General features: G+C 69.1%; 1 protein-coding gene. It reads left to right on the top strand.

All coding sequences use genetic code 11. The features are described 5' to 3' along the window. Nucleotides 1–553, top strand: a 553-nt coding sequence (locus A5733_RS19235; protein WP_158070624.1) for an alcohol dehydrogenase catalytic domain-containing protein, incomplete at both ends; no start/stop codon positions are given.

Genomic DNA, 553 nt, shown 5'->3' with positions numbered 1-553 from the left:
GAGCTGGTCGACATTGTCATCCCCGATCCGGGGCCCGGTGAGGTGGTGGTCGACATCATCGCCTGCGGCGTGTGCCATACCGACCTGACCTACCGCGAGGGCGGCATCAACGACGAATACCCGTTCCTGCTCGGCCACGAGGCCGCAGGCACGGTCGAGGCCGTCGGTGAGGGCGTCACCAACGTCGAACCGGGCGATTTCGTCATCCTGAACTGGCGCGCAGTGTGTGGACAGTGCCGCGCCTGCAAGCGGGGCCGCCCACACCTGTGCTTCGACACCCACAACGCCGCCCAGAAGATGACCTTGACCGACGGCACGGAGCTGACCCCGGCCCTGGGCATCGGGGCGTTCGCCGACAAGACCCTGGTGCACGAAGGACAGTGCACCAAGGTCGATTCCGAAGCCGACCCGGCGGTGGCCGGTCTGCTGGGCTGCGGTGTGATGGCCGGTATCGGCGCGGCGATCAACACCGGCGCGGTGACCCGTGACGACACGGTCGCGGTGATCGGCTGCGGCGGTGTCGGCGACGCCGCGATCGCCGGTGCCGCCCTGG

The sequence above is a fragment of the Mycobacterium sp. NS-7484 genome, assembly GCF_001953975.1.
In the GTDB taxonomy this organism is placed as follows: domain Bacteria; phylum Actinomycetota; class Actinomycetes; order Mycobacteriales; family Mycobacteriaceae; genus Mycobacterium.
The sequence above is the reverse complement of the archived record's forward strand: the minus strand, read 5'-3'. Positions and strand labels throughout refer to the sequence as shown.